Origin of the sequence: Gibbsiella dentisursi (assembly GCF_039539505.1) — a bacterium.
Lineage (GTDB): Bacteria > Pseudomonadota > Gammaproteobacteria > Enterobacterales > Enterobacteriaceae > Gibbsiella > Gibbsiella quercinecans.
The window spans coordinates 2,064,641-2,086,012 of record NZ_BAABDG010000002.1 but is presented as its reverse complement, the minus strand read 5'-3'; the positions used below and the strand labels follow the sequence as shown (position 1 = coordinate 2,086,012).

At 52.8% G+C, this 21,372-nt stretch carries 20 protein-coding genes; 1 reads left to right on the top strand and 19 read right to left on the bottom strand.

What is annotated here, in order from left to right; all coding sequences use genetic code 11:
* Positions 1-85: 85 nt before the first annotated feature.
* From ABFX35_RS09925 to ydgT, 19 genes are all read right to left on the bottom strand, one after another.
* On the bottom strand, positions 86-577 hold the full coding sequence (locus ABFX35_RS09925; RefSeq protein WP_346080599.1) for a T6SS effector amidase Tae4 family protein: 492 nt from the start codon (positions 575-577) through the stop codon (positions 86-88).
* On the bottom strand, positions 574-978 hold the full coding sequence (locus ABFX35_RS09920; RefSeq protein ID WP_346080597.1) for a Rap1a/Tai family immunity protein: 405 nt from the start codon (positions 976-978) through the stop codon (positions 574-576). Before ABFX35_RS09920 ends, ABFX35_RS09925 begins: the two co-directional genes overlap by 4 nt.
* Before the next feature lie 74 nt (positions 979-1,052).
* The gene (locus tag ABFX35_RS09915) at positions 1,053-1,436 is read right to left on the bottom strand and encodes a T6SS amidase immunity protein Tai4 family protein (protein WP_346080595.1); all 384 of its coding nucleotides are present in this window, start codon (positions 1,434-1,436) and stop codon (positions 1,053-1,055) included.
* 70 nt (positions 1,437-1,506) lie between these two features.
* On the bottom strand, positions 1,507-2,187 hold the full coding sequence (locus ABFX35_RS09910) for a hypothetical protein (RefSeq protein ID WP_346080593.1): 681 nt from the start codon (positions 2,185-2,187) through the stop codon (positions 1,507-1,509).
* 193 nt (positions 2,188-2,380) lie between these two features.
* Positions 2,381-2,743: a T6SS amidase immunity protein Tai4 family protein gene (locus ABFX35_RS09905; RefSeq protein ID WP_346080591.1), complete on the bottom strand. Its 363-nt coding sequence runs from the start codon at positions 2,741-2,743 to the stop codon at positions 2,381-2,383.
* Positions 2,744-2,824: 81 nt separating this feature from the next.
* Positions 2,825-3,307: an Hcp family type VI secretion system effector gene (locus tag ABFX35_RS09900; RefSeq protein ID WP_121525965.1), complete on the bottom strand. Its 483-nt coding sequence runs from the start codon at positions 3,305-3,307 to the stop codon at positions 2,825-2,827.
* A gap of 213 nt (positions 3,308-3,520) precedes the next feature.
* Complete coding sequence (locus tag ABFX35_RS09895) at positions 3,521-4,312, bottom strand: lysozyme inhibitor LprI family protein (RefSeq protein WP_346080589.1); 792 nt, start codon at positions 4,310-4,312, stop codon at positions 3,521-3,523.
* Between the two features lie 129 nt (positions 4,313-4,441).
* Positions 4,442-4,924, bottom strand: coding sequence for an Hcp family type VI secretion system effector (locus tag ABFX35_RS09890; protein ID WP_095848365.1), 483 nt, complete (start codon positions 4,922-4,924; stop codon positions 4,442-4,444).
* 768 nt (positions 4,925-5,692) lie between these two features.
* The gene (locus tag ABFX35_RS09885) at positions 5,693-6,355 is read right to left on the bottom strand and encodes a hypothetical protein (protein WP_346080586.1); all 663 of its coding nucleotides are present in this window, start codon (positions 6,353-6,355) and stop codon (positions 5,693-5,695) included.
* Between the two features lie 92 nt (positions 6,356-6,447).
* The gene (gene tssC, locus ABFX35_RS09880; RefSeq protein ID WP_095848369.1) at positions 6,448-7,950 is read right to left on the bottom strand and encodes a type VI secretion system contractile sheath large subunit; all 1,503 of its coding nucleotides are present in this window, start codon (positions 7,948-7,950) and stop codon (positions 6,448-6,450) included.
* A gap of 3 nt (positions 7,951-7,953) precedes the next feature.
* Positions 7,954-8,487 (bottom strand): type VI secretion system contractile sheath small subunit, encoded by a 534-nt coding sequence (gene tssB, locus ABFX35_RS09875; RefSeq protein WP_095848370.1) that lies wholly within the window; start codon positions 8,485-8,487, stop codon positions 7,954-7,956.
* Positions 8,488-8,588: 101 nt separating this feature from the next.
* Positions 8,589-9,611 (bottom strand): type VI secretion system protein TssA, encoded by a 1,023-nt coding sequence (gene tssA, locus ABFX35_RS09870; RefSeq protein WP_346080583.1) that lies wholly within the window; start codon positions 9,609-9,611, stop codon positions 8,589-8,591.
* Between the two features lie 25 nt (positions 9,612-9,636).
* The gene (gene tagF / locus ABFX35_RS09865) at positions 9,637-10,359 is read right to left on the bottom strand and encodes a type VI secretion system-associated protein TagF (RefSeq protein WP_423783674.1); all 723 of its coding nucleotides are present in this window, start codon (positions 10,357-10,359) and stop codon (positions 9,637-9,639) included.
* Between the two features lie 22 nt (positions 10,360-10,381).
* Positions 10,382-14,014: a type VI secretion system membrane subunit TssM gene (gene tssM, locus ABFX35_RS09860; protein ID WP_346080581.1), complete on the bottom strand. Its 3,633-nt coding sequence runs from the start codon at positions 14,012-14,014 to the stop codon at positions 10,382-10,384.
* Positions 14,014-15,237, bottom strand: a complete 1,224-nt coding sequence (locus tag ABFX35_RS09855; RefSeq protein WP_279027142.1) for a DotU family type VI secretion system protein — start codon at positions 15,235-15,237, stop codon at positions 14,014-14,016. The genes tssM and ABFX35_RS09855 overlap by 1 nt, the downstream gene beginning before the upstream one ends.
* A gap of 3 nt (positions 15,238-15,240) precedes the next feature.
* Positions 15,241-16,587: a type VI secretion system baseplate subunit TssK gene (tssK, locus tag ABFX35_RS09850; protein ID WP_279027152.1), complete on the bottom strand. Its 1,347-nt coding sequence runs from the start codon at positions 16,585-16,587 to the stop codon at positions 15,241-15,243.
* A 44-nt stretch (positions 16,588-16,631) separates the two neighbouring features.
* Positions 16,632-17,159: a type VI secretion system lipoprotein TssJ gene (gene tssJ, locus ABFX35_RS09845; protein ID WP_279027144.1), complete on the bottom strand. Its 528-nt coding sequence runs from the start codon at positions 17,157-17,159 to the stop codon at positions 16,632-16,634.
* A 26-nt stretch (positions 17,160-17,185) separates the two neighbouring features.
* On the bottom strand, positions 17,186-17,692 hold the full coding sequence (gene tagV, locus ABFX35_RS09840; protein ID WP_279027145.1) for a type VI secretion system accessory protein TagV: 507 nt from the start codon (positions 17,690-17,692) through the stop codon (positions 17,186-17,188).
* Between the two features lie 1,797 nt (positions 17,693-19,489).
* Positions 19,490-19,705: a transcription modulator YdgT gene (gene ydgT / locus ABFX35_RS09835; RefSeq protein ID WP_095848380.1), complete on the bottom strand. Its 216-nt coding sequence runs from the start codon at positions 19,703-19,705 to the stop codon at positions 19,490-19,492.
* A 619-nt stretch (positions 19,706-20,324) separates the two neighbouring features.
* On the opposite strand from ydgT, the gene ABFX35_RS09830 reads away from it, so the two are divergent.
* A complete protein-coding gene (locus tag ABFX35_RS09830) occupies positions 20,325-21,311 on the top strand; it encodes a D-cysteine desulfhydrase (RefSeq protein ID WP_279027146.1) in 987 nt (328 codons plus the stop codon).
* The last annotated feature ends 61 nt before the right edge of the window (positions 21,312-21,372 follow it).

The following is a 21,372-nucleotide window of genomic DNA, read 5'->3' as shown; positions in this document are numbered from 1 at the left end:
TTGTGGATGAGTAATTGCTTATGGGGTTCTGACGTATTCGTTATAAAATTAGCCGGCTGGTTGCAATTGGGTATAACTAAAATGATTAATTAAATTCCCAAAACCACATCTCTTTGCAATTAACAAAGCATGCCGAGTGGCAGGCAAGGTTATCACCCTGCGGCTCAAGCAAATCCATATGTCCACCACCATAACCTACAATTTGGTGGAAAAATATGATGCCTTTTCTATTTCTTAGTGCTGAACCTGCCTGACGTAAATCGGTAAAAATTTCAGCTTTACCAAACACATTAGGTGTGTAGAGCTGATCGGCCAAGAGTTTGGCACCTGGTTCTATTTTCTTCCCTTTTAACGCACCAGCCTTGATGAGGAAACGACCACTAAATGCGACATTGCATTTTAATAAGGCCAGGCTCATACGTATTGCGCAGGTATTTTCAAAAGCCGGGTTATTACGAATAACTTCGTGGTAATCATAACCTATCTCTGAGTAAACAGTTTCACTTGATACAAAGTCTGGGCTCAGACGATTAGATGAATAATGATTTTCTTTCAGCTGAGAAAATAACGGTTTCATTGTTTAACCCCATTTTTACATGAATGGTTTTGTGTCAAAGCTTCTTCAATTAAGCTGGCCGCTCTTTCATCTAAACGTACTTGAGGTAGTTTCTTGAAATAGCTATAGATAATCTCTTGTAACGTTATCGTTTTTAATGTCTGATAATTACACCAGCTTTTCCCTTCCGTGGCGTCTAATACTCCCAGAAGGTACATATCAGCCTTGAGCCGTTCTTGCTCGTTTGATTTTGATGTCCATGCTTGCAGAAATTTATCACCAGTCAGGTTGACGTTTTCTGGCCATAATGATTTTTGATCGCGAATAAGCAGTTGGCTCGAATCTGGATTTGCTGAAACAAGAAATGATGTTAGAAATATTGTGCTGGCCGTCACTGTTAAAAAAAATCGCATTCGCTTCATTTTCCTTCCTTTTCGACGATGATTAAAGATGTTTTTTAGAGTGGCTATTTTAGCTTAGAGAAAATATATATTGCTTAACTACCCTTTTTATCTCGATATTGCTTGAGCAAACTATCAAGTTCCTTGCTGTGGTAGAGATCAATACATTTGGCCAGCGTCATGGGTTCACCTGACTGACTATCATAGTGGCGAGCCAGATAGTCGTCCGCCAGTTTTCTTACGGCGGTATGGGCTGCCAAAGAATAACCACCAAATTCGTTGTACCCGCGAGCGGCAGCTGCGGCATCATTTTTTACTTCGGCAGCATTATAGCCTTTAGCTATACAGACACTAAGCGCGTAATTTTTTAAGTAATCATCTGCACGATAAAGCGAATGGCTTTCTGCCGCGTAACCAGCGGCTGCGATTAAACAGCCTGACGCAATCCAGTAACGAATATATTTTATGAAATTAGGCATTTTGGGGGTTCACTTGAATGCTTGTTGAACGGTTTACACGGTAAAGCTTCGTTGTGTCCCGTTAATAACACTAATTTATCGGCTGAAGGTTTTTTAATTCAATGTAGCCTTCAGGCGTTCCGATTAGCCCAGCTTTGCTCTCATCATAGACAGCAGCCTGTATCCAGTTTTTATTGATGGTTCTCATTTTTACCAAGGGTACGCCATCAGGAATAGGGGATGTGATTTTAGCTGTAACACTTGGCGATTGTCTGAAGTATATATTTTTAATATCAGGTTTAATGGCGTAAGTTATTATGTATGGATATGCTTCACAACCTGCACTCTTTTCAATTTTATCAATATCATATAGAGGCTGATTTACAGAATTGAATTTAATAAGCTTAGCGGCGCTATAATAATGTTCGCATTCTTTGGCCAGTGTTAATTTCTCGACTGTCAGGCTCCCCGCCTGTTCCAGGTGACCTTCACGAAAATCGGTAAAGTTTTTCGGTACATCACGGAAAAAATCTTTGGCGTGCAAAAGAAAACGTTTGTCATTGCTGATATCAATATTGATAACTTTTTCAGCATCGTTGTTATGATTCAATACAAAATAACGATACTTCAATCGCGGTGTATTTTGCGTGCCATTATCGTTCCACATGGGCAACCAATAGGCCTGGAGTACACCGTGTTCAAAGGTTTGCTGCGCTAAAACAGATGCAGAGAAAAATAGGAATGCTGATGTCAAAAGCGATTTCCAGAACATGGGGCTTCCCTATTGATAGACCATTGTTTTATAGGCCGGTTATGTTCATATTCTATATTGAGATATTTATTCTATTACCCATCGCTGCTTATCTTTTTTTCGATACACTTGTTCACCTTCTTTCTGGTACGCTATTTGCCGGGGAGCGGTTAACGTTTTCATTCTTGTGATGAATTAATCTATGTATTTATCATTATATCTTTGAATATTCATCAAAAATACCGGTTGCTTCTGTAGACTGTAAAAGTGAAAGGCATTCCATAGTGTGGTAGCTCCCTTTAACAGAACCTTGCGTATTTTTCTTCAGGTATTGGTTGATTAATTCTTCACCTCGGTCAAACGCATCCATAGGCAGTTTGCTTAATTCAAGATAAGCACTTGCCGAACGGAAGGCATCTTGGCGAGTGTTCTCTGAATCAGTTGCTTTACCCAGGCAACGACTAACTAGCCAGTTTTTGTATAGAGTTTCTTGGGATAAAGTTCCAGAACTCATAGCGTTAGCCAGCGTGGGTGTTGATATGGCGGCTAAAATAAAAACAAAGTATATGATTTTCATTTAAAGGTTTTGCAATAGCATTATGACAACCTCAGTGCTTTTTCATAAAAAGCCCCATGTTCAGGGGCTTCGTTAGAAAAATTAAGCTTCGCGGTTTTCTTTGATGTTCCAACCGGTGCTGCTTTCCGCACCTTTGCCGCCTGAAGAGGTTTGCTCCCAGTATTGCTGTTTCACTTTTGAGGCCTGGAAGGCATAGGTGACGCCCACGGTGTCGCCGTTATCTGCACCGGTGAACTGTACGGTGGTCACCAGCACGTCTTCCAGCGTGATGCGGGCATATTCAACCTGTTGACCGCCGGCTTTGCAGATGGAAAGCTCAACTTTAGTTAGGTGTTTGCCGCTGGCGTTGTGTTTCAGAATTGCGGTAGTGGATTTATCAATCAGTGCATTGACGTGCAGATCGTTAAAATTGACTTTACCAGCACCGCCGCCGCCGCCAACGCTCATGTTGCCCGGTTGGGATGCGCCCCAGGAGAAAGAAGTAATGTCGGTCCAGCCAGTGTGGTTGGAATCTTTCGATTCACCGGTCACACCGTCGACTTTCAGGAACATATCAATAGCCATAATATTTACTCTTCGTTAGTGATAATTTATTGCTTTAGAAAAAGCGTTTATGATGGCAAACAGAAAAGCTTGGGGATAAAACATTCCCTATTTTACCTCTGCTTTACCGCGGAACAGGCCGAAACGCTGTTCTGCTTTCTTCATCTCTGCATGCGCAGATAGTCGGAAATTTAATTAATTTACTTACCTTGATTCATCGCGTGGTTATTTTATTTATTGGTTATCCAGACTATGAGCCAGCGTCTCAAGGCGGTTTTGCATCGTGGCTTTCAGGCAGGTTTTATCTTTGCCGCATGAATTGCGGACCAGTAACCAACGCTTTTGCCCTTGGGTAATCTGTTGCTGTAAATCGTTATTCGCCACTTCAGCGGCGTGTTGACGGTAAAAGTTAAAAGAACGATTTACGCTAACATCATAAGATGCCAGTTCACGATCGCCGCAAATCGTTTTTTCAGTCACACTGCTGGCTTTGGCACAGGGAAAAGAAGCAACAGCGGTATTAGCCTTCACGGGGAATAACGTTAAGATGATGCCGTCACTCCAATTCAACCGCATTCTTTGCTGCGAAAGTGCGATTAACGCATTGCCAACGGTATCACCCCCGGAAAAATTACCTGTGCTGCAGTGCGTTGTGAACACCGTTACCTCTTCGTTGCCGGGAGACTTCAGATGGTAACTTTGAGCACTTGCACTGTCTGCCGTACCTTCAGTTTTAGTTATCCAAGCATCTAACGTCATGGATTCGTTGTTGAATTCCGTAACCTGACAATGAATGCCTCCCGGAAAATTGGCCGCGATCGACGTTGGAGTAATGGTCATTTCACGTCCAACCAGGCGATCGTCATTGTATTGATAATTTAACGTACGTTGGCTTTCTGTATTGATTGAGGCTTCTACGACCTGCCAGGTACCCATAATGTGATTTTGTGTATTGGCGGATACAGCATGCGATAAAAAGATAGCGGGGAGATAAAAGCTGGCTATTTTCAGTATATGTAAACTCATCGCTTATCACGCCCAATAAATTCCATTTAAATCAAAATGAACCGAACGGTATCGGCGGTTACCTAACTCTGTTAGCAGTGAACCATAGCGGCCATTGGCATCCCCCGGCCGTAACCGGGGGGCACGCAATCAGGCTTCGCGGTTTTCTTTGATGTTCCAACCGGTGCTGCTTTCTGCACCTTTGCCGCCTGAAGAGGTTTGTTCCCAGTATTGCTGTTTCACTTTCGCAGCCTGGAAGGCATAGGTAACGCCAACGGTGTCGCCGTTATCCGCACCGGTGAACTGTACGGAGGTTACCAGCACGTCTTCCAACGTGATGCGAGCGTATTCCACCTGCTGGCCGCCTGCTTTACAGATAGACACTTCAACTTTGGTCAGGTGTTTACCGCTTGAGCAGTGTTTCAGGATTGCGGTAGTGGATTTGTCGATCAGTGCATTGATATGCAGATCGTTAAAATTGACTTTACCGGCACCGCCGCCGCCGCCAACGCTCATGTTGCCCGGTTGGGATGCGCCCCAGGAGAAAGAAGTAATGTCGGTCCAGCCAGTGTGATTGGAATCTTTCGATTCACCGGTCACGCTGTCGATCTTCAGGAACATATCAATAGCCATAATATTTACTCTTCGTTAGTGACAATTATTGCTTTCGAAAAAGCGTCTATGATGGCAAACAGGAAAGCATGGGGCTGAATAAAACAGTCCATATTTTGCCTCTGCCTCTTTAACGGAATAGATGGGAAATCTTTTCCGTTTTCTTAATCTCTGCGTTAAGCAGACGATCAGAAATAAAATTAGCCCGCATTGGCCTGATTCGAGGCGTGATTAGTGTTGTTTAGTGAAACTTCGCGGGGTAATTTATCCGGTTCCTGGCTGTGGTATAAATGCTAGCAGTTAAGTACTACATAAAAATCTGGACTCTGGATTACTCATACACTAAGATAAAAAAATGTGATCTAATAAGGAACCATAAAATGCTATTGAAGTATCTTTTATTAATAATTATTTTTTTCTTATCAATAATAGGTGTTTATTCTATTTTTGATATTATTACTTCATTTCTTAATATTGCAAATTATGGCCCTGCGACATGGCAATCATCGGGTTTCATCTTTGGCAAGATTGTCTTCTTTATTCTGATTTTCGCTATTATCTGGCTGCTATATAAGGTGTATAAAAAATCACGCGGTTGATTTTATTTTTTCCGCAATGGCGTAAATAGCTATGGACGCGACAAAAGCAATAACTACACCAATCGCGTTCATCACTATATTAACCACTTCAGTATGCCAATTGAAGATGAATATATAATAACCCATACATGAAAAAAATAGTGTAAAAGCAAAAAACATTAATATATACGCAATGACATATTTGATGATTTTACCGGGCACGGTCGACTCCCGCCAACAGGTTGTCAAATATTTGCTGATCTATGGCATTATCTATCCCTTGGTATTTAATGGCCTGGAGATATGGATTTATATACTCTTCTAATAGAAAATACAACAGATCTAAATCGCCAGCCGCTCGTAGCTCATTATAAACACTCTGGTTGATGTCCTTGAGTTCATAAGAGGCATAAATAGAACGGGAAACTGATGCGCCAATACTTAAAATACCAGTAATTCCTGCGGAAACCAAGAACTTCGGGATAATCCTTGTGGCGAACAGTGAAATTAACTCATTTACGAAAATAGCTTTAAACGCCAGAGAACCGATCTGACCACCTGCTATTTTAATAAGCATTTTTTTAGACTGTTCTTCGTTTAGCCCAGATAAATATTTCCGAATGACTATATTCATCAAGCGGCGAACATCCTCGGATGTCACGCCTTTTTTTATCAAATTCATCAAGCGAATTTTGTCAGTTTGATTTCTCCACCGGTTGTCAGTGTCGAAAAAGTCTTTGGTCAAGGACCACAAATCTTCCGGAATATCCATAAAGCCTTTTGCAGCACTATGAAAGAAAATTTCCGTATTGCCTTTTCTACGGTGTTGAAAAATTTTCAACATACCATCAGCTATCTGTTTTGGTGAATCCATCGTTATTCAATCTATATTTTATTAATGTATCACCCGATAATATTTTTCATATGGATATTATCGGGTGATGTTATGGCAAGGCGTGGTCGCTGTTAAGCCTCTTTTGCCTTCAACGACGGCAGTTTGGAAACCAGCCGCAGTGAAACGGTCAAACCTTCCAACTGATAGTGCGGGCGCAGGAAGAATTTGGCGCTGTAGTAACCTGGCGAATCTTCAATTTCTTCCACCTGCACTTCGGCTGCGGCCAGCGGTTTGCGGGATTTGGTTTCTTGTGAAGAGTTGGCCGGATCGCCATCCACATAGTTCATGATCCAGTCGTTCAGCCAACGTTCCATATCGTCGCGCTCACGGAACGAGCCGATTTTGTCGCGCACGATGCACTTAAGGTAGTGGGCAAAACGGCAGCAGGCGAACAGGTAGGGCAGGCGCGCAGCCAATTGGGCATTGGCGGTGGCGTCGGCATCGTAGTATTCGGCCGGTTTCTGCAGCGATTGGGCGCCGATGAAGGCGGCAAAGTCAGAGTTTTTGCGGTGCACCAACGGCATGAAACCGTTTTTCGCCAGCTCGGCCTCGCGGCGGTCGCTGATGGCGATTTCGGTCGGGCACTTCATATCCACGCCGCCGTCATCGCTCGGGAAGGTATGGCACGGCAGGTTTTCAACCGCGCCGCCGGATTCCACCCCACGGATGGCGGTGCACCAGCCAAAGTCTTTGAACGAGCGGTTGATGTTGGCCGCCATGGCGTAGGCTGCGTTGCTCCAGGTGTAGTTGCTGTGGGTGGCGCCGGCGGTATCTTCTTCAAAATCGAACTCATCCACCGGATTGGTGCGCACGCCGTACGGCAGGCGCGCCAAAAAGCGCGGCATCACCAGGCCCAGATAGCGCGCATCTTCCGATTCGCGCAGGCTGCGCCAGGCGGCGTATTCGGTGTTCTGGAAGATTTTGGTCAGATCGCGCGGGTTGGAAAGCTCCTGCCAGGATTCCATCTGCATCACGCTCGGCGCGGTACCGGCGATAAACGGGCAGTGCGAAGCTGCACCGATCTTCGCCATCTCGCCTAACAGCTCCACGTCCTGCGGGCTGTGGTCGAAATAGTAATCGCCCATCAGGCAGCCAAACGGTTCGCCGCCGAACTGGCCGTATTCCTGTTCGTAAACTTTTTTGAAAATCGGGCTTTGATCCCAGCCCACGCCTTTATAGCGTTTCAGCGTGCGCCCCAGTTCCTGTTTGGACAGGCTCATAAAGCGGATTTTCAGCATTTCGTCGGTTTCGGTATTGCTGACCAGATAGTGCAGCCCGCGCCAAGCGCTTTCCAGCTTCTGGAACTCTTCATGATGGATGATGCCGTTAATCTGCTGCGACAGCTTTTCGTCGATCTCGGCGATCAACGCCTGAATGGTGCGGTAAGCATCGGAAGATACGGTCACGGTGTTTTCCAGCGCCTGTTGCGCCAGGGTTTTCACCGCGTTTTCCACCGCCTCTTTGGCCTGGTCGGTCTTGGGGCGAAACTCTTTATTGAGCAGCGCGCTGAACTCGTCGCTGGAGAAGGTTTCGCCGCTTTGCAGGGGTTGCTGCTGCTGAGGAGAGTTGCTCATCGATTATTCCTCATGCTCGTTGTTGTCGGTGGCCGCCGGCTTAGCGGCGTTGGTCAGGGATTTCAGCAGTTCCGGGTTCTGCAGGATCTGGGAAATCAGCTCTTCGGCGCCGTTTTTGCCATCCATGTAGGAAAGCAGGTTGGAAAGCTGGGTACGGGCTTCCAGCAGGCCGTTGAGCGAATCGACCTTGCGCGCAATGGCGGCAGGGGAGAAATCTTCCATGCTTTCAAAGGTCAGATCGATATTCAGCTTGCCTTCGCCGGTCAGCGTATTGTCCACCTGATAGGCAACGCGTGGCTTGAGGGATTTCATGCGCTCATCGAAGTTGTCGACGTCGATATCCAGGAATTTGCGCTCGTCAACGCTTGGCAGCGCTTCAACCGGCTTGCCCACCAGGTCTGCCATCACGCCCATGACGAACGGCAGTTGGATCTTGCGCTCGGCACCGTAGATTTCCACATCGTATTCAATCTGCACGCGCGGTGCACGGTTGCGGGCAATGAACTTCTGCCCGCTGCGGGATTTTGCGTTTGCCATGAGTTACTCCATCTAATGATGATTAGGAACCTTCCATCCGTGGATGGTGCGGTTCAAATTGGGGGATATCGTGGGTTGGGAAGAACGCTTGTTTTGGCTGGTCAACGGTTCTCCTCATTATCGGGGCGACCAAGAATGGTCTCCAGTTGGTTCAGGCCGTCCGGGGCCAGATCGCGGACAATTTGCATAAAGTCCATGGCAATCAGCCGCTGTACCCGGTTGATCATCAACGGCGCCGGGTGGCTGGGTTCATGCAGGCTGAAGTAGTTTTTCACCTTGTCCAGCATCAGCAGGGCATCATCCCGTGACTGGATCTGCGCACTGCGCCAGTTGAACACTGCGGTGGCCGGCGCGGCGGACTGTGCTTCGCTGGCCGTGGCGGCCGGCGGCGTTTCCTGTTCGGCCTGCGGCGCGGCAGGGGCCTGGCAAGATTGGGCAACCAGGCTAAACATGCGCAGCAGGCTGTCCATTTCCGGCAGCGCGCTTTCGCCCAGATGGCGCGTAACCACTTCGCGGATGGCGCCAAGGCGTTGGGCGATGGTGTGCACCACCTGCCCGGCGGGTTGATCCGCCTGCGCCAGCTCATCCTGCAGGCGCGCCCGGCCGCCGGGGAAGCCGGGGCACTCCTGTTTGCTGCCATCAAGCAGCGCGCAGGCATCGCGCAGTGAAATCTCACCGGCGGCGCTTTTCAGCAAAGGGGCATGGCGCACACAGCTGGCCAGCGCGGCTTTATCGCTTAAGTCGGCCAGCACGTTAATGCGAAACAACGGGTCGGCTTCGCCGTCGAATTCCAACAGCGGCAGCAGGCTGTCCCAATAGCGTTCCAGCGCCTGATGAATCAATGTCAGGCCGTCGGCATAGCCTTGCAGGCCGCGCAACTGCGCCCAGGCGCGGGTCAGGTACAGCATCACGCGCAGATCTTTGGTTCGCGCCAACAGGCCGGTGGCCAGCCGTTCAACCAGCATCCAGTCCGGCGCTTCGGCCGGGATGATGGTGCTACCGAACTGCTGTTCGGCCTTGCCCGCCGAAGCCTGCTCCATCGCCAGAAAATCAGCGTCATATTCCAGGTTGTCGCCACAGGGGTTGTCTGTTTCAACCGGTGCCAGCAGGGTATCGATAGCCATAAGGTGTCTCTTAATTAAGCTGCAGTTAATCAAACATTTGCGGGTATTGCCCGCGACGGCCGGCGCGCGCCCAGCCGTTGAGTTCAAACAGGAGCGCAAACAGTTGCACCGTCAGGTTACCGCTGTGCACGTGGGTATAAAGCGGGTGGCCGTCCGCTTGGTTGGTCCACCAGAAGCTGGTGTACTGCGCAGGGTCAAAACAATCGGCGGCCTGTTGCCAGCCCAACCTCGGCCTCTCCGGTGAAGGATCGCCGATGATCGCCAGAATATCGGATTCGCTTTCCGGCGGCGGGGCCGGCAATGCCGGGATCGCCAGCAGCGCCCGATCAATCTGTTCCGCGGAGTAGCCGTTGCGCACGCCGTTGAGCAAGGTATAGCCCAGTTGCTGGTACCACTGCGCCGCGTGGTTCAACTGCGGATTACGCCACTGTTCCGGGGTGAACAGGCGCAGCGCGCAGATCGGATAATGGCGGCCAACGCGGTCACGCGCCGGCAGCAGGCAGCCCAGTTGCACATAGGGGACGCCCAGCGTTGCCGGGACGGCGAAATTCCATACCGGGGCGCTGCTGAATACCTGGTTGGCGCTATCCGGCAGGCTGCGCTGCAGGTTTGCCAGGCCGTTATGAAACCAGTGCGCCCAGTGGTTGATCACCGCATCGGGCAGGCGGCGCTGTAAAAAATCGCCGGCGGCCGGGATTTTGCCGTACCAGCCGATATGCGCGCTCAGGGGATGTTCGTTACTCATCATCAGGTCCTTTCTGGGACACTGCCTAAGGGCAAGAAAATGCCGGCAGTTGGAACGGATTACGAATGCTGTTGGCGGTAAACTCCAGCGTGACATGGTGGCCATCAAGGTTAAACGCCGCCTGCCGGCTTAAGCCGCCAGCGCCGGCAGAAAGCTGGGCCATATCCACCATGCGGTTCAGCGCCCACGGGCCACTGGTCACCAGGCTGGCGCTGGTGCCGTTCGCCAGCGCCAACTGCAGGTGCACCTGGTTGGTGTTGTTGGTTCCCGGCCAACTCACCACTAATGGCACCTGCGGGCCGTGGCTGTATTTGAACAGTTGCCCGTCAACGTCCAGCGTCATATTGAGAATATCGTTATCCATGCGCACCGGGCGCACCGTCACACGGAACGACGGCGTGGCGGTGCCGTTGGCGAAGAACGCATCGCGGATGCGCTGCGCCTGCTGGAATGAGCGTAAAATACCTTCGCCGCCCGGCAGGGTTTTGCCGTCCACGCCTGGGGTAAAGCGCCAGTTGGCACGGGTGGTATCCACTTTGCCCTGCAGGTTTTCCCGGAAGAAGCTGTCCATCAGCCCGCTATTGGGCGCGAACATGCGCGCCAGATCGTCGGGTGTGACTTCTTGCCGCGCCCGGGCGGTGAGCGGGTAACGGCCGGCAATGGCCTGCTGGCAAAAGCTGCCCACTTCAAAGCTGATGCGCTTTTTAACGTTTTCCATTTCTTTGCGCTGGGTGTCGCTGCTGGCGCCGATCGCCAACTGCAACAGCATTTGCTTGAACGGCACCGGCAAGCGGCCGGATTCCGCCTGCAGCCGCGGGATCACATCCCCCGGCGGCGCGGACATACCGCTGTTGGCGGCGCCCTGTACCGCGGTCAGGTAGCTGTAGAGTTCGTCCACCTGCTTGAGCACGCTGTCAAATGGGATCGCCTTGCTGCTATCGCCCTGGCCCTGTGCCAATGCCAGCAGTGGGGCAAAGTGGGCCATCACCACCTGTTCCGGCTGGGCGGAAACATCACCGTCGGCGTTGGCCGGGCGGTTGGAAAACAGCGTTTCCAACGTGTGGTTGGCGTTCTGGTTTAACTGCTGGCCCGCTTTGGCAGTGGCTTGCGCGGCGTTATTGCTGCTTTCATCGCGCAGCGTCACGTTTTTGGCGATGTTGACCAGCAGGTTGCGCAGTGGGGAAGGGGTGCCGGAAAGCAGGCGCGCGCTGCTGATGCGTTGCTCCAGGCTGCTGATGTTAGCTAACTGCAAATCTTCCAATAATGCGTCCCAGCTGTTGGTAAAGTCCTGCATGTAGAGCTGGCGCACGGTTTTGGTCAGATCGGCGCTTTTCTGCTCCGGCGTTTGGGTGTTGAGCACCCACACGTCTTCCTGGCGCAGGGTATCGGTAACCTGGTCGATATTGCTGTCGAAAGCCTTCCAGTACCCCTGTGGGGTAAACAGCCCCGGCACGCCGTCGGTCAGCGGTTGGCCGCTCTTGCGGCTGAACGCCAGTTCGGCCTGCGGCCCGGCCAGATCCACTACGCTGACCGGTTTGATCTCGGTCTGCTTCAGCAGCAGGCGCTTGAGCCGGCCGTATACCCGTTGCGACAGCGGTGCGCGGTTAATCGCCGCCTGCGCCTGCGCGATCAGCGCTTCATCTTTGGCATAAGGCGATGACTGGATTTGGTTGTCCAGCAATTGGCTCAGGTGCCATTCAAGCTGCTGCAACTGCTTCTGCGTGCTGCCCTGGGGCAGGGTGCGCTGAAGGTTGAGCATCACCCAGGCGCGCAGAAATTGGCCGTCGTATTGCTTGGGCAGGTAGAGCATCTGATAGGCTTTCAGCGCTTCATAGCTGAAGTCGGCATCGCTATGGCTATCGTTACGCAGCGTGGCGGCAATTTGCTGCGCTACCTGCGGCAACAGCAATTCCTGCAAGGTTTTCTGATAGAGCGCGTTGCTGGCGGCGCTGATCTGATCGCCGCGGTACAGACCCATACGGTAGGTCAACGGTGGATCCTGCAGCGAGAAGTTCTGGCTTTCCGGCAGATGCAATACGCTGTTGAGGAACGGCAATAGGGCAAACATATCGCTGGCGCCCAACTGCGTCAGCCCCTGGCCCTGGCGTTCCACCGCTGGCACTTTGGCACCCACCTCGGCCAGGTACGCTTTGTTGTTGCCGTAGCTGGTGAACCAAAGCACGCCCAGCACCAGCAGCACCAGCCCTAATGCGATATAGCCCGCCCAGTGCAGCAGCCGATTGCGGTATACCCACCAGCGGTTGCTGCCGGCCAGCCCGGCCTCCAGGAAGATGACGTTTTCCAACATCTCTTTGAGGAAAAAGCTTTGGCCTTTCGGCGCGGGGATCGGTGCTTCATGGCTGACGGCATTCCAGGCCGGCTGCGCGCTGTTGCCGGCGGCCGCGGTGGGCAGTTGCAGATAGCGGTTCAGCTCGCCCATTACCCGGTCGAACGGCAGGCCTTCCTGCGTCCCGCTGGTAAAGTAGATCCCGCGCGGGGTAAAGCGGGTTTCAAAGTTTGAGGTGCTGAACACCGTGTCCAGATACTGGGCCAGCAGTGGCTGCAGCGCCGCAAATTCTTGCGGGAACAGATAGCTTTCGGCACGCTGACGCGCATCATTTTCCATCAGCAGCGTGTCAGGCAAGCCGGCGTCCAGGCGTTGTTGCAGCAGCGCATAGTGTTGCTCAAAGGCGCGGTTCAGATTGAAATCCGCCTGGCGCGTTTGCGCATAAGGGAAGGTCATGCCCCAAATCTGGTCGCGTTGGGCTTTGTCGAAGCTGTTGAAATAGGCCATAAAGCCGTTCAACAGGTCGGTTTTGGTGACCATGACATACACCGGGAAGTGGATGCCCAACTGGTTGTGCAATTCCACCAGCCGTTTACGTAAGGCCACGGCCTGTGCTGTGCGGGTTTCCGCGCTTTCACCCAACAGATCGGCGGCGCTGACGGTGACGATCACGCCGTTGATCGGCTGGCGTGCACGGTATTTCTTGAGCAGGCCGACAAAGCTTTGCCATTCATCGGCGTCGCTTTCACTCTGGCTTTCCTGGGTGGTGTAACGGCCGGCGGTGTCCAGCATGACCGCTTCGTTAGTGAACCACCAGTCGCAGTTGCGGGTGCCGCCAATGCCGCGCAGCGCCGTTTTGCCGAAGCGTTCAGCCAGCGGAAAATGCAACCCGGAGTTGGCCAGCGCGGTGGTCTTGCCGGCGCCAGGCGCGCCGATAATCACATACCAAGGCAGTTGGTAAAGATACTGGCGGCTAAAACGCGCCGCCCAATGCGGTTTGCCACCCTGGCCGGGGGCGAAACGGGCCTGTTTGAGCAACTGGGTGGCTTCGTCAAAACGCTGCGCCAGCGCCTGATCCGGTTGAGCTTTACCTGTGGCCGGTTTCTCCTGGCTTTCTTCCACCTTGTTCAGGTTGTTCAACATTTTCTTGTTGAGCCAGGCGCTGTACAGGCGCGGCAAAATGCGGCACAGCACCCAGATCACGGCGATCGCGGCAATGGTGATAATGCGGTTCAGTTCCGGCTCAAACGGCCGGTAGTCGCCAACCGCCACCAGCGGGCCAATCGTCCAGATGATGAACGACAAGGCGGTGATGCCGGCGAACCCCCAGAGCAGGCGGCTGGTGATAATGGCAAATAACGTGTTCAGCATTATTTTCCGTTTCCTTGCTGCAATCCATTGAGCTGCGCCCGGGTGTTCCCCGGCGCAACCAACAGCGTAATTTCAACCCGGCGATTTTTCGCACGGTGTTCTTTGCTATCATTCGGCGCCACGGGGTTGCTTTCGCCCCGGCCTTCCGCCTTCACCCGCTGCGGGTCATCGATGTGTTTTTGCAACTGGGCGCTGACGGCTTCGGCACGCGCCAGGGAAAGTTCCCAGTTAGAGGCGAAGCGTGCGCTGCGGATCGGCACATTGTCGCTGTAGCCGGTCACCAGGATGCGGCCGCTGACGCCGTTCATCGCCTTGGCAATGCGATCAAGCACCGGCAAATACGCCGGGCGCACCGTGGTGGCGCCGGAATCAAACAGGCCGTCGCCTTTGAGGATCACCACGCTTTGCTGGGCCTCATCGCGCACCACCACCAGCCCTTCGGCGATCTCTTTGCTCAGGAAACTCTTCAGGCTCAGCACCGGCGGTGCGGCCGGGGCCGGGTTGGCGATGCTCACCTGCGGCAGGTTGGTCTGATAAATGGACGCCAACACCGGGCTGGTGGCATCCCCCAGCCGCCAGTTAAGGATGATGAACAGCAGCGAAGCCACAAAGCCGGTTAATGCAGCACAGGCCCACAGCGGCACCAGCGGGCGCCAGCGTTTTTGTTGCACCGGGCGATCGTACACGTTGGGCGACAGCGGCGGGGCGTAGCCGCCGCGCACCGAGCGAATCAGTTGCAGCAACCGCTGCTTCATGGTTTCCAACTGTGAACGCCCGTTTTCAATCACCCGATAGCGCCCTTCAAAACCGAGCAGCAGGCAGAAGTTGATCAGTTCCAGCAGTTGAATATGTTCACGTGGGGTTTGCGAAAGTTTGGCCAACAGTTGGAAGAATTTTTCGCCGCCCCAGGTTTCGTTGTGGAACGTCACCAGCAGGCCATTGCCGGACCACACGCTGTTGCTGCCCCAGGGCGTGAGCGCGGCGGCCTCGTCCAGTGCGGTGCACAGGCAATAACGGGCGCCGATGATCACCTCATACGGCAGAGTGGCGCGTTGGCAACGGATCTCAAACCCACGAACTTCGTCGATAAGCTGCTGGCGCAGTTGCGCCGGGTTGGCATGGGTAGCCGACTGGCGAATCTGCGAAATGGCATTCAGCAGCGGATTGGCCGCCGCCACCAGCGGGTTGCTTAACGAATTGCCCTGGCTGTTTTCCTGAGTCATAGATTACCGGTCCGTATGGCTGCGAATTGCCCAGAACGCCATGTCCAGCCCGGGAAAATCACCGGAAAGGTGCAGGGCAAACGCGCTGGATTTTTCCATCTGTTTCCACAGATCGCCGTTTTTTTCCAGTTCGAAGTAGGTATACCCCGCGTGATACGGGATTTGCCGCGGCGCAGAAGGCATGGTGCGCAGGCCGATGCCCGGCAACTGGAGCTGAACCAGATCGCGGATGCGGGTGACCGGGGCGATTTTCATCTGCGCAGGGAAGTGGGTCAGCAGCATTTCTGGCGCAACGTCTGCGCGCACCGCCAACACGAAACCAAAGTCGCGTGTCATGTTGGCATCATGCACCGTGGCGATGTTCAGCCCGTGAGAACGCTCGACCAGCGTCAGTTGAATCGCGTTATCTTCCAGCACCACCGACAGCCCCTGGCGCAGCAGCAGCATCAGCTTGCCGAAGCACAACGCCAGGTTGTCATGGTCATAGACCGGTAGCCGCGCGTCCGGGGTGCGCTGCGCCGAGAAGCTGGCCAGCTCGGTGGCGAACTGCAACCATTCGGCAAACAGCCGTTCCGGGTGCAGATGGTCAAGGTGGCTGGCATGGCTAACCTGGCCCAAATAGCGGTTAATCAATTGCAGCAGCATAAAGTCCAGAATTTCGGAACTGCCACCGCGCCCCGGTTGCACCAGGCGCTGGCTCATCTGCTGGCTGCGCTGTTGCAGCAGGCCCTGCAAATCGCTGATGAAACTTTTCAGCAGCGGGTGGGCCTGGCAGTTGAGCATCGGCGGGATCTGGGCCGGCTCAAGGCGCAAACTGTTGTCCGCGCGTTTTTCCAGCACCCGCGCCACCGCCAGCGCGGTCCATTCTGCGTTAAGCTCGCTTTCCGGCATCAGCCGCAGCCGCAGGCGGCCGAACTGCAGCGCCGCGCTGCCGACCGACACCGCGTTCAGATCGTCCACTTCAGTTTCATAGGCCAGGTAGCGCGCCAGGGCATCCGTGGATTCCTGGAAGACCACATCTTCGCGGCCGGCGCGGTAGGTGGGCAGCGCCAGCACGATATTCTCGCCGGTTTGCGTATCGGCAATGGCCAGCGGAGCCGGCGCCTGTTGTGCGCCGCGCAAGTGGAATGGAGTGCCGTCCGGCATGATGCCGCTGGCTTCGCTCAGTGCGATTTTTCCCTGCCGCAGCAGGGCGGTGTCGAATTCCAGGGTCAGGAAACCCCAGAAGCAGCCATGCAACGCTTGTCCCCAGTTGCGCGTGTAGCCTTCAAGATAGTTTTCCGCCTGCTGGAAATGGTGAGGGCGCAAGAACATTCCCTCGGTCCAGACAACTTTATGAGCATCTTTCATCATCACACCTGATTATTCTTGTCTATGTTGGCAACGGCGGATTGTCATTCTCCGTCATTGACGCTGCGCAGGCCGTTGTTGCCGGCAATGATGTGCGCTTCCAGTTTGTCCGGCGAAAATTGCCAAAATTTATAGAAATTGGTTTGCGTTGGCTCCGGCAGCGGCAGTGAAAGGCGCCAGGCTTTGCCATCCAGATTCTGGTATTCGGCGATGATACCGATGTAGCGGGTTTCCAGCGTGCCCTGGCCGTTAAGGGTTTTGCCCACCTGGCCAGGCGAAAGGAAGAACTGGTCGCTATCAAGCAGGCTGTTGCCAAGAACGCCTTTGGCATTGCTCTGCAGGCTGAAGAAATCGGCATCCATAAACTCTGCGTCGGAGCGCAGCAACAGAACGCGCACCTTAACCGGCGCGGGGCGATGGTCCGCGCCGGTATTCACCAGACGATCGGCATCGAACACCAGACTATAGCGGGCGGGCACGCTCTTGGCGGAAGACATGCAGCCGCTCAATGCCAGCGCGCCCAGCAGCAGAAACAGGCCCCAACACCCAGCGGCGATACGGGATTTATTCATGATGTTCTCGCACCCTCGGAAGAGAATTACTGCATGATCCAGGTGGCGGAAGCGGCGTCTTTACACGCCTGGCTGTCGCCGCCGATTTTCACGCAGTCTGGCTTGCGGCTAGGGGCGCGGCGCGGCAAGTCTTTACGCAGCGTCGCCTTGTATTGCTTTTCCGGCACGCCGGCGTTGCTTTGCACATAGCCTTGCAGTTCACCGCCGCGAGCATTGGCTATTGCCAGCCAGTGGTTTTGCGCTTCACCCAGCACAAAAAACGGTGCCGCGCCGCCAAGCTGGCTGATAGGTTCACCGTGGTAATCCGGCTGGCTCATTACGCTGGCGGGATACAGGCTGCGGTAGGGTTCGTTGATGGGTTTGAACTGCGTCGGTGCGCTGACGGCGGCGCGGTGTCGCAGTGTTACGCCATTAACCTCGCTGGTGACCAGTGCGTCGTTGTTAATCACCACCGGTGGGGATGGCGGCGGTGATGATGAGCATCCGGCGAGCAGTAAAGAGACAAACAGTGTCATCGTAATCCGTGTTTTCACAATATCCTCTTTTATCTTTTGTTTTCGGCTGAAGCCATTGTTGTGATATTCCCACTCCGTTGGGGAAGGGCATTCAGGGGCCGGCGGCACCGGCGGTAGCGCAAGGTTTTTGGCATGGTGCGCGGGCGAGCGACGTGTGGCGATCGCCCACGGCAGCCGTGGGGTTCCAGACACGTTTCTGTGTTGAAGGCATAAAGAGAGACAGGGGCGGCAAGAGCGCTAGCTGGGGGAATAGAACACCGGGCGTAGGTCCGCCAGTGCGTTTGCGCCGAATGCGTGGGGCGAGGGCGGCAATCACTTGCCGCGCCGACAAATTGTGTGGGCGTAACGTTACCCCCTTGCCGGCCGTGGCCAACAGGGGCGAGCCCATGTGTGGGGGCACCGGCCAGCGGAAAAGGCGGGTGCATAAGCTGATGTGCTGTGTCTTATTGATTTTCATTCGAATAAGGATTCCTGTAGATATCTGCAAGCCAGAGTGGCGCTTTGCTCAAAAACAATCCCGTTTTCGGTTTGGATATCATTCCTGTCACTACAGATAAAAATGACCAGTGGCCATTAAAAGGCGCGGGGCGCAGGTTGCAGGGCTAACGCTGCAACGGACGCACGGCCTGAATATGCGTGAATAACTTAACAATGAATCATTACTTCCAGAGATGGTTGCGTGTGATGCCGGTTTACCTGTCCCTGTTTATATCGTGCAGTTTTATTGCTGTACGCGCTGATTTAATCATTAGTTAAGTCGTAGTGTTTTCCGGCTTGGGCATGGCTACCGCACGAGATTTACGCACGATCCCGAGGGCGTTCATGTCACAGAATGAGAAGTGGCCTTACGTTTTCTTTAACAAAACTTACACGCTGTAAGGTTGGCAAAAGTCTACTCCAGCCCTCTGCATTTGCAAAATAGGCAAACAGATCAACGCGTAACTCTGTTTTTTGACAATAGCATTCTATTTTTTGTAGATAAAACATATAAATAGATGCTCTCGCAAAAATCACAAAAATAAATGGTAAATTGGTAATACCAATTTTGTCGACTATGTAAAGAAAGGTAAGTTGCTTAAATGAATGCTATTTTTCAACTTGAAATAAGTGATTGGTGATCCTTTACACATACCAGAGTGAAAGGTAAGTAAGTGTTAATATATTCAAACGATAAATATAAAATCGGATGATTCTCATCGCCAATGGTGGGTAATCAAACAGTGTTTTGGGTAAAAAATAAACAATTGAAGGTTGGCGAATCCGCCTAATGATTTTTTTCATAGCTAAAAATTTTTTATGATTTTGCGGCGGGGTGCAGGCTGCCTGGCGATGCAGCCAGTTTTTTTACTGCCTGAAGAATTATTTGTATCAAAAAATGAGCGGCAAAAACGGGCGCCGCCGGGTAGGCTTGGCTTAACGCCGTGCGTTACTGGTTGTGCGAACAGGTGGAGGTTTGGCCGTACTGGATTTGCGCACAAAATAGCATGATTAATGAGAGGGGAGCCGCAGTGCGGCCGGGGTTATCTGATGATGGCTATTTTGATAAGAACATAATGAAAACCACACGCAATGGAATTGCACGTATCCATAATCTTCGGTATTAAACAGAAAACGCCGTTTAATAAATAATGCGAGTTCGGGCTAAAAACGTTGCCGTTTTCGCCAATGCTAAAGCCTGGGCTTTTTATCAAGCGCATAAATCGGCAAACGCAGGAAAGCTCGCCAGGAAAGAATTAGCCCGCCAATGGCCCAGGCGGGGCCCTGTAACACAGGCAACCTGGCGTATCTGAGTATAAAGACGTGGTGATAAAAGAATTAAAGCACCTGCGCCCACAGCGTTTTAGGCACTTTCCCTAAATCGAACAGTTTCCCGGCCACCAGCTCGGCGCGCCGATGATCGGCTGCGCGGTACATGTTGCTCATTTCCCCATCGTTATCAATAGAATAGTTCAACTTGTCATAGACCTTTTCCAGGCTGTCCAGGTTGGAGCATTTACGGAAGGTCATCAGGTAATCTAAGGTACTTGTCATGGTCGTAATAAAACCTGTTAGTAGTCACCGTATGGAAAACATCCGTTGCTCACAGCACCTGGCCGGGCGACAGACGCACGATAGGGTAGATATTTAAAAAATACGACGAATAAAAATACCCGAAATAATTCGCCTTGCCGGGCAAAAAAGCCAACGGTGTTTGCGCTGGCCCCTTAAAGGCCAGGCGCTGGGATGAACTGCATAAAACACAGCCAACACAGTTGAAGCTAGAAGTATGACGGGTATAAACGTAATTGGGCAAAATAGCCCAGTGAACATCACGGCTCTGTTAAATGATAATCCGCAAAAACATTATCGGCAATATTCTGCCCCTGGTAAAATAACGAATTGCGTCATGGCTTAAAAGGTTATTGTCTGACGGCAATGCATTGTAATTGTTGCAATATGTGAAAGGTGGGTCTGCGGCGCACGCCGCGAATTGCACTACCGCTGGCGGTTAGCGCGTTTTGTGCCGGCGCAGCTGCGCTTCATACTCATAGCGTGATGCCGAGCATGGGCATATAAATGGCCCGCGCCGCCTGGAATAAACAGTGATTATTGAGCCTACATCTGCTAAATATAGCCTTTCGATCTTGATGCCTTAACCCAGGGGGAAGTTGTGAATCTGCAACAGCAACTGGCGCAGTTTCCGCGCCTGGATCTTGTTGGCTCCGTGACGCCGCTCGAAAAACTGCCTCGCCTTTCTGACTATCTTGGCCGTGAAATTTACATCAAACGTGACGACGTCACGCCCATCGCCATGGGTGGCAACAAGTTGAGAAAGCTGGAGTATCTTGCCGCTGACGCATTGAGGCAAGGGGCCGATACCTTGGTTACCGCCGGCGCCATTCAATCCAACCACGTGCGCCAAACCGCGGCCGTGGCCGCCAGGCTCGGCCTGCACTGCGTTGCGCTGCTGGAAAACCCGATTGATACCACGGCGGAAAATTACCTCACTAACGGCAACCGGCTGTTACTGGAGCTGTTCAATACCGAAGTCGTGATGTGCGATGCGCTGCATGATCCGCAGGCGCAACTGGCCGATCTGGGCACGCGCCTGGAAGCGCAAGGCTTCCGCCCCTATATTGTGCCGGTGGGGGGCTCAAATGCGCTGGGGGCGCTGGGCTACGTGCAGTGCGCGCTGGAAATCGCCGAGCAGGCGCGGGATGTGCAGTTTGCCGCCGTCGTGGTGGCTTCCGGCAGTGCCGGCACCCATGCCGGGCTGGCCGTTGGTCTGCAACAGCTATTGCCCGACACGGAGTTGGTCGGGGTGACCGTTTCCCGCAAGGTGATCGATCAGTTGCCGAAGGTTGAGCAATTGCAGAAAGCGCTGGCCTGCTCGCTGGCGAGCGACGCCTTAGCCCCCATTACCCTCTGGGACGATTATTTCGCGCCGCAATACGGTATGCCCAATGAAGAAGGGATGGCGGCGGTGCGTATGCTAGCCCAACTGGAGGGCGTCTTGCTGGATCCGGTTTATACCGGCAAAGCGATGGCCGGGTTAATTGACGGCATCGCCCAGCAACGCTTTCGCGATGATGGTCCGATTCTGTTCGTGCATACCGGTGGGGCGCCGGCCCTGTTTGCCTATCATCCCGCGGTATAGCGGCTATCCCCGTTATACTTCAGGTTGGCGGGGCGTTTTTTCTTGCTAACCATTACCTTGG

Bases quoted from the DNA above. Each gene is read 5' to 3' on its own strand.
- tagF (WP_423783674.1), bottom strand. From the start codon at position 10,359: ATGATGAGTAACGAACATCCCCTGAGCGCGCATATCGGCTGGTACGGC.
- ABFX35_RS09910 (WP_346080593.1), bottom strand. From the start codon at position 2,187: ATGTTCTGGAAATCGCTTTTGACATCAGCATTCCTATTTTTCTCTGCA.
- tssC (WP_095848369.1), bottom strand. From the start codon at position 7,950: ATGAGCAACTCTCCTCAGCAGCAGCAACCCCTGCAAAGCGGCGAAACC.
- ydgT (WP_095848380.1), bottom strand. From the start codon at position 19,705: ATGACAAGTACCTTAGATTACCTGATGACCTTCCGTAAATGCTCCAAC.
- tssA (WP_346080583.1), bottom strand. From the start codon at position 9,611: ATGGCTATCGATACCCTGCTGGCACCGGTTGAAACAGACAACCCCTGT.
- tssJ (WP_279027144.1), bottom strand. From the start codon at position 17,159: ATGAATAAATCCCGTATCGCCGCTGGGTGTTGGGGCCTGTTTCTGCTG.
- ABFX35_RS09895 (WP_346080589.1), bottom strand. From the start codon at position 4,312: ATGAGTTTACATATACTGAAAATAGCCAGCTTTTATCTCCCCGCTATC.
- ABFX35_RS09915 (WP_346080595.1), bottom strand. From the start codon at position 1,436: ATGCCTAATTTCATAAAATATATTCGTTACTGGATTGCGTCAGGCTGT.
- ABFX35_RS09920 (WP_346080597.1), bottom strand. From the start codon at position 978: ATGAAGCGAATGCGATTTTTTTTAACAGTGACGGCCAGCACAATATTT.
- ABFX35_RS09900 (WP_121525965.1), bottom strand. From the start codon at position 3,307: ATGGCTATTGATATGTTCCTGAAAGTCGACGGTGTGACCGGTGAATCG.
- ABFX35_RS09925 (WP_346080599.1), bottom strand. From the start codon at position 577: ATGAAACCGTTATTTTCTCAGCTGAAAGAAAATCATTATTCATCTAAT.
- ABFX35_RS09855 (WP_279027142.1), bottom strand. From the start codon at position 15,237: ATGACTCAGGAAAACAGCCAGGGCAATTCGTTAAGCAACCCGCTGGTG.
- ABFX35_RS09885 (WP_346080586.1), bottom strand. From the start codon at position 6,355: ATGGATTCACCAAAACAGATAGCTGATGGTATGTTGAAAATTTTTCAA.
- tssK (WP_279027152.1), bottom strand. From the start codon at position 16,587: ATGAAAGATGCTCATAAAGTTGTCTGGACCGAGGGAATGTTCTTGCGC.
- tssM (WP_346080581.1), bottom strand. From the start codon at position 14,014: ATGCTGAACACGTTATTTGCCATTATCACCAGCCGCCTGCTCTGGGGG.
- ABFX35_RS09905 (WP_346080591.1), bottom strand. From the start codon at position 2,743: ATGAAAATCATATACTTTGTTTTTATTTTAGCCGCCATATCAACACCC.
- ABFX35_RS09890 (WP_095848365.1), bottom strand. From the start codon at position 4,924: ATGGCTATTGATATGTTCCTGAAGATCGACAGCGTGACCGGTGAATCG.
- tssB (WP_095848370.1), bottom strand. From the start codon at position 8,487: ATGGCAAACGCAAAATCCCGCAGCGGGCAGAAGTTCATTGCCCGCAAC.